General features: G+C 62.3%; 8 protein-coding genes. 5 read left to right on the top strand and 3 right to left on the bottom strand.

Going from position 1 to position 10,221, the window contains the following annotated elements; genetic code table 11:
- Positions 1 to 920, top strand: a 920-nt coding sequence (locus tag GVK95_RS24420; RefSeq protein WP_159953286.1) for an AMP-binding protein, incomplete at its 5' end; no start/stop codon positions are given.
- A 34-nt stretch (positions 921 to 954) separates the two neighbouring features.
- On the opposite strand, the gene GVK95_RS24415 is transcribed toward GVK95_RS24420, so the two are convergent.
- The 3 genes from GVK95_RS24415 to secA form a co-directional block, all read right to left on the bottom strand.
- Positions 955 to 2,232, bottom strand: coding sequence for a GNAT family N-acetyltransferase (locus GVK95_RS24415; protein WP_159953285.1), 1,278 nt, complete (start codon positions 2,230 to 2,232; stop codon positions 955 to 957).
- Between the two features lie 2 nt (positions 2,233 to 2,234).
- Positions 2,235 to 3,641, bottom strand: coding sequence for a lipopolysaccharide biosynthesis protein (locus GVK95_RS24410; RefSeq protein WP_159953284.1), 1,407 nt, complete (start codon positions 3,639 to 3,641; stop codon positions 2,235 to 2,237).
- A gap of 240 nt (positions 3,642 to 3,881) precedes the next feature.
- Entirely contained in the window at positions 3,882 to 6,599 is a 2,718-nt protein-coding gene (gene secA / locus GVK95_RS24405) for a preprotein translocase subunit SecA (RefSeq protein WP_159953283.1), read from the bottom strand.
- Positions 6,600 to 6,844: 245 nt separating this feature from the next.
- Between secA and GVK95_RS24400 the strand changes: the two genes are divergently transcribed.
- The 4 genes from GVK95_RS24400 (at position 6,845) to mutT (ending at position 10,202) form a co-directional block, all read left to right on the top strand.
- On the top strand, positions 6,845 to 7,702 hold the full coding sequence (locus GVK95_RS24400) for a peptidylprolyl isomerase (RefSeq protein WP_159953282.1): 858 nt from the start codon (positions 6,845 to 6,847) through the stop codon (positions 7,700 to 7,702).
- Between the two features lie 63 nt (positions 7,703 to 7,765).
- A complete protein-coding gene (gene argJ, locus GVK95_RS24395; protein WP_159953281.1) occupies positions 7,766 to 9,007 on the top strand; it encodes a bifunctional glutamate N-acetyltransferase/amino-acid acetyltransferase ArgJ in 1,242 nt (413 codons plus the stop codon).
- Between the two features lie 8 nt (positions 9,008 to 9,015).
- Complete coding sequence (locus GVK95_RS24390) at positions 9,016 to 9,792, top strand: GNAT family N-acetyltransferase (RefSeq protein WP_159953280.1); 777 nt, start codon at positions 9,016 to 9,018, stop codon at positions 9,790 to 9,792.
- The gene (gene mutT / locus GVK95_RS24385; protein ID WP_159953279.1) at positions 9,789 to 10,202 is read left to right on the top strand and encodes an 8-oxo-dGTP diphosphatase MutT; all 414 of its coding nucleotides are present in this window, start codon (positions 9,789 to 9,791) and stop codon (positions 10,200 to 10,202) included. Before GVK95_RS24390 ends, mutT begins: the two co-directional genes overlap by 4 nt.
- Positions 10,203 to 10,221 lie beyond the last annotated feature (19 nt).

Below are 10,221 nucleotides of genomic sequence, written 5' to 3'. Positions count from 1 at the left end.
GGGCGGGCGGGCTGCTAAATGCGCTGCTGCCATCGCTGCTGCTCGGCATCCCGGTGGTTTCGTCACCGGCGCAGAAGTTCGATCCGCATATGGCCTTCCGGATCATGGCGGAGATGAAGGTGCGCAATGCCTTCATTCCACCAACGGCGCTCAGGCTGCTGGCGGCGATCGAGCAGCCGCGACAGCACTATGATCTGGTTCTGCGCAGCATCGGTTCGGCGGGTGAATCGCTCGGGCGCGAGACCTATGAATGGGTGAAGACAGCGCTCGGCATCGTGCCGAACGAGTTCTATGGCCAGACAGAGTGCAATTTTGTGCTGTCGTCGGCGGCCCGTCTCGGCGTGTCGAAAGCCGGTTTTATCGGCAAAAGCGTGCCCGGTCACCGGGTGGCGATCATCGACGAGGCCGGCCATGAACTGCCGCCGGGCGAGACCGGGCAGGTGGCGATCGCGAGGCCGGATCCGGTGATGTTTCTCGGCTACTGGCAGAACCCGGAGGCGACTTCCGCCAAGTTCGTCGGTGACTGGATGAAGACCGGCGATCTCGGCCGGCAGGACGACGAGGGTTATGTTCAGTTCTTCGGCCGCGACGACGACGTGATCACCTCGTCGGGCTACCGGATCGGACCGGCGGAAATCGAGGATTGCCTGATCAGCCATCCGGCCGTGCGGCTGGCGGCGGTGATCGGCAAGCCGGATGCGCTGAGAACCGAGATCGTCAAGGCCTTCGTCGTGCTGCAGGCCGGTTTTTCCGGCAGCGAGGCGCTGGCGTCAGAGGTGCGGGACTGGGTGAAGCATCGGCTGTCCATGCACGAATATCCGCGCGAAGTGGCGTTCGTTGATGAACTGCCGCTGACCACCAGCGGCAAGGTCATCCGGCGATTGCTGCGCGACCGCGAGGTTGCCGCGACTTCCGCCTGAGGTCACGGGCCATGAGCCCGGAGCCCGGCGATGCTCAGCTGCCGAAACGGCGGCTGAGGATCTTGTCGCGCAGGATGCGGGCGATGTTGCGGGTGTTGCGATACATATGCAGCTGGGTACCGACCTGGCGCACGTCGCGGTCGGCATTCGACTTGAGGCCGATCACCAGCGTGCCCATGGCCTCCCGTTCCTGCCAGAAACGGCTCATGATCGGATGGTCGGGGACCGCGCAGCTGTCGGTGCGCTCGATATTGGCGTCGTCGAGATGCCATTCCGTCAGGTCCGCCATCAGCAGCTTGCCCGGCGAGAAACGGGCATAGTCCTCGTCATAGGCGGTCTTCCACGTATAGGCCTCGCCGGCCATGATGAAGACGACCATGGACGCGACGGCGCTGCCGTTCAGGTCGAGCGTGTGGATACGGACCTGGTCGGCTTCGGCCAGATTGGTGATGGCTTCGCGGGCAAAGGCCGCACGCAGGCGATCGGTGATCATCGCCGAGCGCTTGCGGCCCTTCCAGCCGCTGGCCTCGAGCGCTAGAAATTCCTCCATGCGCAGGCGGATCTCTTCCGGCTGACGGGCGACATTGTAGCTGACGGGCCCCAGTTCGCTGAGCAGGCGGAACTGGCGGCGCATCTCACGCAGATGGTTCTTTGCCAGGCTGTTCTGCAGATAGCTCTGGCCGTCCTCTGCGCTGTGCAGCATCGGGCGCTCATAGGGGCTGGTGACAGTCAGGGGCAGTTCGCGGCCAAGTGCGACCGCCCTGGCGAGTTGGGCAAAGCGCCCGTTCAGGCGCAGGTCCGGCAGGACCAACACGCCGGGCAGCTTTGCTTCGGGCCGGGCCATCGCCTCGAACAGGTTGTCGATTGTTTCGGCAGCGCCCTCGGCATCAACCAGCGGCGTGCCGAGCGGGCCGAAGGGATTGGCCCAGACGCGGATGATCGATGGGCCGACCGAGAAACCCGGTTTTTCGACAGAAAAGGGAAACAGCATACGCAGGCGCGAGCGCCGCTCGTCTTCGTCGCGGATCACGGCGAGGCGGACCTGGCGCTCCTCCAGACGCGGCATGGCCGGGGCGAGGAAACGCGGCGCGAAGAAGACATTGGCCTCCATGACGCGGTAGGTCAGGTGGTCGAGCTCGTCCTGCAGGTCGTAGCCCATCTGGCCGGGATAGATGCTCAGGTGGCGGCCCGGGCGGCCGACGGCCATCTCGGTATCGGCGCCGACACGCATCTCGCGGCGGTTGGCGAGGCTGCCGATCAGGCGATTGGCATCGCTGTTCATGCTCTCGTTGTAGATGGGCTTTTCCGGCATGGTCAGGCAGCCCCTTTCGTCTTGTTCATCAGCGACAGTGGGTCGGCGAAGGCAAACACCACGATGCCCAGGGCACGACGCACGGTGATGTGCAGGAGGATGGCTTCGACCATCGTGGCCACTGCGGTGGCGGTGGCAGCGCCGGCCAGGCCGTAGATGGGGATCAGGGTCACGTTCAATCCGATATTCGTCGAAAGTGCTGCGACATAGAGCAGGACGCAGAGTTTTTGCCGACCGGCCATGGTCAACAGCATTTCGGCAGGGCCGACCAGGGCCTTGGCCATGGTGCCGATAAACAGGATCACCATCAGATGGTAGCCGGCGGTGAAGGCCGCGCCGAACAGCGAGAGCAGGAAGTTGCCGAGGACGAGCACCAGGCCGCCGACGGCAAGCGACGGCCAGAAACTCCAGCGGGCCGCCGTGCCGGCAAAGCTTGCCAGCGACACCTTGTCGCCGGCTGCCATCATCGCGGAAAACTGCGGCGTGGCACCGGCCTTGACGGCAAAATAGACGAACTGCACGAGCGCCATGGTCTTGGCGGCGGCGAAATAGATGCCGACCTGATCGGGCGGCAGATAGAGGCCGACGACGACGACATCGGAATTGGTCAGCAGGAAGCCGAAGCCCTCGATCAGGAAGATCGGCAGAGCGACCCTGAACCAGGCGAGGAAATCGATCTTGCGGGCGCCCTTGTCGAAGCGCTGGACCATGCGATGGTCGATGGTGAGGAACTGGCCGATCGTCGTCACATAGGTGGCGGCCAAAGCTGCCTGCATGGCGGTGGTCGCCGTCGGCTCTGCGCCGAGCGAAACGGCGGCGAGCATGAAGACGAGGATCAGGGTGGGGCGGATGATGTAGGTCGGGCTCATGGCCGTCACCGGCCAGCTGTTGGCGCGGGCCGTGCCGTCGAGCACATCGCCGAGCGCAATCATCGGCAAGGCGAAGAAGGCGAGGAACAACGGGACCATGTAATAGTGGTCGATCACCGCACCGAAGACATGCAGCCCGGCCAAGCCGATCAGAGCGAGCAGGCTGGCGCAGCTCATGGCGAAGACGCGGGCGGTCATGGTCAGGCCGCGGATCTCGTCATGGGCGTTCGCGGCGCGGTAGTGCGGCAGGAAGCGGATGACGGCGGTGTGAAAGCCGAGGCAGGAGAGATTGCCGAACAGGACGACGAGCACCCAGACGAAGACGAAGATGCCGTATTCGAACTCGCCCATCAGGCGGGCCTGGATGATCTGCGAGACGAAGGCGATGCCGGCGCTGGCGACGCGGATGGCAAAGGCGACCAGGGCCATGCGCTGGGCACGGCCGGTTTCATCGTTGCGGGTCAGGATGCCATGGAGTTTGCGGACGAACGGATGCATGCCCGAAGGCAGCAACTTTTCCGCTGTCTGGAGAACTGCCATCACCGATACGCACAACTCTTTGCAGGGCTTTCGATGCGGTTGAAGATCGCAGCGGAGAGCCTGAATGATTGGTCTGACATAAAAAACGGCTGGACGGAGCAGGCCGCAGGCCGTCAGACGCGACGTCCGCAGAGTGGCAGAACACGGTTAAGAAACGGTTCAAGGGCTCGTCGTCATGGCAAACAAAAGGGGCGGCTCGAAAGCCGCCCCTTTGAAAATATACGCTGCCTTGCGCGCCTGTCAGGCGCTTTCGAATGCGCCGTGGCAATGCTTGTACTTCTTGCCGGAGCCGCAGGGGCAGGCTTCGTTGCGGCCGATACGACCCCAGGTCGAAGGCTGGTCCGGATCGCGGTTTTCCGGTGCGACGAAACCGGCAGTGCTTTCGTCTGCACCCTCGCCGAAGTCGTCCTCACCGGTGGTCGCATCGATATGATGACCTTCCATGGCCGGTGTCGTCGGTACTGGCGGGGCATCACGAACCAGCTCGACGCGCGACATCTGCATGGTGGCGGCATCGCGCAGGTTGGCGAGCAGGGCCTGGAATAGTTCGAAGGCTTCGGCCTTGTATTCCTGCAGCGGATCACGCTGGGCATAGCCGCGGAAGCCGACGACCGAGCGCAGGTGATCGAGGTTGACGATGTGCTCGCGCCACAGGTTGTCGATGGTCTGCAGGATGACCGAACGCTCGACATAGGCCATCAGCTCGCCGCCGAAACGCTCTGCCTTGTCGGCGGCTGCCTTGTCGGCGGCTTCGGTGATGCGGGTCAGGATGTCGTCTTCGGCGATGCCTTCCTCGGCAGCCCACTCTTCGATCGGCAGATCGAGATTGAGGGTCATGGCGACCTTCTGCTTCAGGCCCTGGACATCCCACTGCTCGACATAGGCATGTTCGGGAATGTGGATCGACACCATGGTCTCGATGACTTCATGGCGCATGTCGGCGATCGTCGAGGAGACGTCGGCTGCGTCCATCAGCTCGAGGCGCTGCTCGAAGATGACCTTGCGCTGATCGTTCAGCACGTCGTCATATTTGAGCAGGTTCTTGCGGATATCGAAGTTGCGGGCTTCGACCTTCTTCTGGGCGCGTTCAAGCGCCTTGTTGATCCACGGATGCACGATCGCTTCGCCGTCCTTCAGGCCAAGCTTGGTCAGCATCGAATCCATGCGGTCCGAGCCGAAGATGCGCATCAGGTCGTCCTGGAGCGACAGGTAGAACTTGGAGCGGCCCGGGTCGCCCTGGCGGCCGGAGCGGCCACGCAGCTGGTTGTCGATACGACGGCTTTCGTGGCGTTCGGTGGCGATGACGTAGAGGCCGCCGGCTTCGAGCGCCTTCTGCTTGAGGGCAGCGATTTCCGCCTTGATGGCTTCGGTCTTGGCATCGCGCTCCGGACCCGGCTCCATGTCGGCTAATTCGTGCTCGAGGCGCATGTCGAGATTGCCGCCGAGCTGGATGTCGGTGCCGCGGCCGGCCATGTTGGTGGCAATGGTAACCGCACCCGGTACGCCGGCCTGCGACACGATATAGGCTTCCTGCTCATGGTAGCGGGCGTTGAGGACCTTGAAGTCCTTGAAGCCGGACTTGCTGAGCATGTCGGCGAGCAGCTCGGATTTTTCGATCGAGGTGGTGCCGACCAGTACCGGCTGGTTGCGCTCGCTGGCAGCCTTGATCTCGTCGATGATCGCCTTGAACTTTTCCTCGAAGGTCCGGTAGACCTCGTCGTCTTCGTCGATACGCTTGATCGGCAGGTTGGTCGGGACTTCGATGACTTCGAGACCGTAGATGTTGGCGAATTCTTCCGCCTCGGTCGATGCCGTGCCGGTCATGCCGGCGAGCTTCGAATACATGCGGAAATAGTTCTGGAAGGTGATCGAGGCCAGGGTCTGGTTTTCCGGCTGGATCTTGACCTTTTCCTTGGCTTCCAGCGCCTGATGCTGGCCTTCGGAATAGCGTCGGCCCGGCATCATGCGGCCGGTGAATTCGTCGATGATGACGATTTCGTCGTTGCGGACGATGTAGTCCTTGTCGCGGCTGAACAGCTTGTGAGCCTTCAGCGCATTGTTGATGTGGTGGACGATCGCGACATTCTCGACGTCGTAGAGCGATTCACCCTTGAGCAGTCCAGCCTCACGCAGAAGGTTTTCGAGTTTCTCGGTGCCTTCTTCGGAGAAGTTCGCCGAACGCTGCTTCTCGTCGATCTCGTAGTCTTCGGCGCTGAGAAGTGGGATATAGGCATCGATCGTGTTGTAGAGGTCGGAGCGGTCGTCGAGCGGGCCGGAGATGATCAGCGGCGTGCGGGCTTCGTCGACAAGGATCGAGTCCACTTCGTCGACGATGGCGTAGTTGTGGCCGCGCTGGACCATCTGGCCGCGCTCATACTTCATGTTGTCGCGCAGATAGTCGAAGCCGAGTTCGTTGTTGGTGGCGTAGGTGATGTCGCAGGCGTAAGCCGCGCGGCGCTCGTCGTCGGTGATGCCGTGGACGATGACGCCGGTCGAAAGACCGAGGAAGCCGTAGAGCTTGGCCATGGTCTGGCTGTCGCGCTTGGCGAGGTAGTCGTTGACGGTGACGACATGCACGCCCTTGCCGGCCAGCGCGTTGAGGTAGACGGCGAGCGTTGCCACCAGCGTCTTGCCTTCGCCGGTCTTCATTTCGGCGATCGAGTTGTCGTTGAGGATCATCGCGCCGACCAGCTGTACGTCGAATGGTCGCATGCCAAGGGCGCGGCGCGAACCTTCGCGGGCGACGGCGAAGGCCGGGGCCAGAATGTCGTCCAGGGTCTTGCCCGAGGCCAGAAGCTGGCGGAATTCATCGGTCTTGCCGGCCAGTTCACTGTCGGAAAGTGCCTTCATGCTCTCTTCCAGCGCAGCAATCTCGGCGATGCGCGGCTGATAGGAACGGACACGACGCTCGTTCGACGAGCCGAAAATTTTGCGCGCAAGTCCACCAAGACTGACCATATCGATGGTCCTTTCTGACCTTCGTCATAACGTTAACACGCCCAGATGCTTCACTTCTGTCCAAGCATTTAGGCGCCGTGCCTCCAGAAACTACTCTGGACGCGAGGTTGCGTGACAGATAAGAGGGGGGTCGAATGATGTCAACGGCGCAGGCGAGTGCGAAAGGCCTGCGAATTACGGGCATCGGACAATTTTTTGCCCGATTCGAGCGGTCTTCAAACGGTTCACCATCCGAAAGGTCTTTCATGCTTCGCGTTAATAAGTTTCTGCTTGCTGCCTGTGTCTCCCTCGTTGCCCTCCACGGCCCGGTGTTTGCCGAGGATGCCGTGGTTGCCAAGGTCGGCACGCTCGAGATCACCCAGTCCGAACTGGATCTCGCCATCGCCAACCTCGATCCGCAGCTCTCCCAGCTACCGGACGAGCAGAAGAAGGTTGCCGCTCTTTCCGGCGCGATCGACGTCAAACTGCTGGCCGGCAATGCCGAAGCAGCCGGTCTGAAGAACGATCCGGAATATGTCCGCCGCATGCAGTTCATCGCCGACCGCGAGCTGCACAACATCTATTTCAAGAAGAACGTCGTCGACGCCGTGACCGAAGACGAAGTCAAGGCGCGCTACGAGAAGGAAATCGCAGCGCTTCCCAAGCAGGACGAGATCCGCGCCCGCCACATCCTGGTGAAGACCGAGGAAGAAGCCAAGGCGATCATCGCCGATCTCGATGCCGGCAAGGACTTCATCGAGCTGGCCAAGGAAAAGTCGACCGACCCGAACAAGTCGGAAGGCGGCGATCTCGGCTATTTCGTCAAGGGCCGCATGGTTCCGGAATTCGAAGAAGCCGCATTCGGCATGGAAAAGGGCAGCTATTCCAAGACGCCTGTGAAGACGCAGTTCGGCTTCCACGTGATCAAGCTGGAAGACAAGCGCGAAGCTGCGCCGCCGAAATACGAAGAAGTGGCTCAGCAGGTTCGCCAGCTGGTGATGCGCGACAAGTATCTCGAAGTGATCGAGAAGGCCAAGGCCGACCAGAAGATCGAGATCATCGATGAGACCCTGCGCAAGGGTTATGAAGACGCGAACAAGCAGCAGGCCCAGCCGCAGCCGTAACGCATCGTTTGTTTCCCAGAAAAAGGCCCGCAGATTGCGGGCCTTCCATTACAGGCCATGATCATGTCTTCCAGCATTTCTCCACTTGCTCCGAAATCCTATGCCGAGATGCCGGCGATCCGCGGTGTGCGGATGGCCACGGCCGCGGCCGGCATCAAGTATAAAGATCGCACCGACGTGCTGTTGATGGCGTTCGACAGGCCGGCCAGCGTTGCCGGCGTATTCACGCGGTCGAAATGCCCGTCGGCTCCGGTGGATTTCTGCCGCAAGAACCTGGCGGCAGGCGTGGCGCGTGGCGTGGTGGTCAATTCCGGCAATGCCAATGCCTTTACCGGTCTCAAGGGCCGCGCCGCGACCGAACTGACCGCGAAATCGGCGGCAGCGGCGCTTGGCTGCGACGAGGGCGAAATTTTCCTGGCATCGACAGGTGTCATCGGCGAGCCGCTTGATGCGAGCAAGTTTTCCGGCGTGCTGGGCCAGATGGCCAAGGACGGGACCGGCGATTTCTGGCTCGAGGCCGCCAAGGCGATCATGACGACGGATACCTATCCGAAGGTTGCCACGCGTACCGCGGAGATCGGCGGCGTGACCGTGACGATCAACGGCATTGCCAAGGGCGCCGGGATGATCGCGCCCGACATGGCGACGATGCTGTCCTTCGTCGTCACCGATGCCGATATCGCAGCGCCTGTGCTACAGAGCCTGCTGTCGGCCGGCGTCGGGCCGAGCTTCAATTCGATGACTGTCGACAGCGATACCTCGACCTCCGACACGCTGATGCTGTTTGCCACGGGGGCCGCTGCCGAAGACGGTCAGCGCCGGATCGAAACTGTGGACGATGCGGCGCTTTCAAGCTTTCGCGATGCGCTGAATGCGCTGCTCAAGGATCTGGCGATCCAGGTGGCGCGCGATGGCGAAGGCGCGACGAAGATGCTCGAAATCACCGTCACCGGTGCGACAAGCGATGTGGCCGCCAAGACGATCGCGCTGTCGATCGCCAATTCGCCGCTGGTCAAGACGGCGGCTGCCGGCGAAGACGCCAACTGGGGTCGTATCGTCATGGCTGTCGGCAAGGCCGGCGAAGAGGCCGATCGCGACCGTTTGGCGATCTGGTTCGGCGATGTGCGCGTTGCGGTCAATGGCGAGCGCGATGCCGGCTATTCCGAAGAGGCAGCCTCCAACGTGATGAAGGGCCAGGACATTCCGGTGAAGGTCGATCTTGGCCTCGGCAATGGCTCGGCGACCGTGTGGACCTGCGATCTGACCAAGGAATACGTGGCCATCAACGGCGATTACCGGAGTTGATCGCCGACATGCTTGCAACTGTACCTGACCAGAACCTGCCCCTCGTTCGCCGTCTCGAAGCGGTTGGTTTTCGCGCATGGCCGGCGACGAGCGTCGTCTATGACGGCAGCTGGCAGGTCCGCCTGACCGGCAGCCATCCGTCGAAGCGGCTCAACTGCATCGTCGCGCTCGACCCTTCCGACAGCCGCGATATCGGCCTTCGCATCGAGAAGGCCGGGCGCCGCTTCGAAGCGCATGGCCGTCCCCTGCTGATCCGTCAGACGCCGCTGTCGCCGAAGCCGATGATCGACTTCCTGGAGGCCGACGGCTGGGAGCGTTTCGAGGAGGTGGTGACGATGACCTGCGACCTGTCGCAGATCGATCTGCCGGATACGCTGGATCATCTTCCGACCCATGATATCGGACGCTACGTCGATGCCGACATCGCCGTGCACGGGGAAGATCCGGCACTGAAGCCATCGCTGGCCGAAATCATCAGCGCGATCAAGCCGACGACCGGGCTGTTCGTCATCGAAGATCCCAAGGACGGGCCGGTTGCGGTAACGCTGTGCGTGCAGGACAATGACCTTGCAGGTGTCATGTCGCTTGCCGTCAGCGCCGACCGGCGTGGCCAGGGGCTCGGCATCGAGGTGCTGACGTCTGCGCTGCGCTGGGCGCGCATCGGCGGTGCCCGTACAGCCTGGCTGCAAGTGGTCGCCGACAACGCGCCGGCGCTTGCGCTCTATGCCAAGATGGGGTTCGAGGAAGCCTATCGATATTATTACTGGCGAAAGGCCGAGGCATGAGCGAGACGCCGAGATCGATCCTGCTTGTGGCTGCCTGCGCGCTGGTCGATACCGACAATCGGATACTGCTCGCCCAGCGGCCCGAGGGAAAGTCGCTTGCCGGTCTGTGGGAGTTTCCGGGCGGCAAGGTCGAGACCGGAGAGACGCCGGAGGAAACCCTGGTGCGCGAACTCGACGAGGAACTGGGCATCCAGACCAAGGTTGCCTGTCTCGCGCCCCTGACGTTTGCCAGCCACACGTATGAAACATTCCATCTGCTGATGCCTCTCTATATCTGCCGTCGCTATGAAGGCATTCCGCATGGACGCGAGGGACAGGCGATCAAATGGGTGCGGGCCAAGGCGCTGCGCGACTATCCCATGCCGCCGGCCGACGAGCCGCTGATCCCATTCCTTCAGGATCTGTTGTGAGCGCGGGATATTTTCCGCA

Source organism: Rhizobium sp. 18065, assembly GCF_902706095.1.
Classification (GTDB): Bacteria; Pseudomonadota; Alphaproteobacteria; order Rhizobiales; family Rhizobiaceae; genus Allorhizobium.
The sequence above is the reverse complement of the archived record's forward strand: the minus strand, read 5'-3'. Positions and strand labels throughout refer to the sequence as shown.

Excerpts from the sequence above, each read along its gene's own strand:
- GVK95_RS24415 (WP_159953285.1), bottom strand. The coding sequence starts at position 2,232 with ATGCCGGAAAAGCCCATCTACAACGAGAGCATGAACAGCGATGCCAAT.
- GVK95_RS24410 (WP_159953284.1), bottom strand. The coding sequence starts at position 3,641 with ATGGCAGTTCTCCAGACAGCGGAAAAGTTGCTGCCTTCGGGCATGCAT.
- secA (WP_159953283.1), bottom strand. The coding sequence starts at position 6,599 with ATGGTCAGTCTTGGTGGACTTGCGCGCAAAATTTTCGGCTCGTCGAAC.
- GVK95_RS24400 (WP_159953282.1), top strand. The coding sequence starts at position 6,845 with ATGCTTCGCGTTAATAAGTTTCTGCTTGCTGCCTGTGTCTCCCTCGTT.
- argJ (WP_159953281.1), top strand. The coding sequence starts at position 7,766 with ATGTCTTCCAGCATTTCTCCACTTGCTCCGAAATCCTATGCCGAGATG.
- GVK95_RS24390 (WP_159953280.1), top strand. The coding sequence starts at position 9,016 with ATGCTTGCAACTGTACCTGACCAGAACCTGCCCCTCGTTCGCCGTCTC.
- mutT (WP_159953279.1), top strand. The coding sequence starts at position 9,789 with ATGAGCGAGACGCCGAGATCGATCCTGCTTGTGGCTGCCTGCGCGCTG.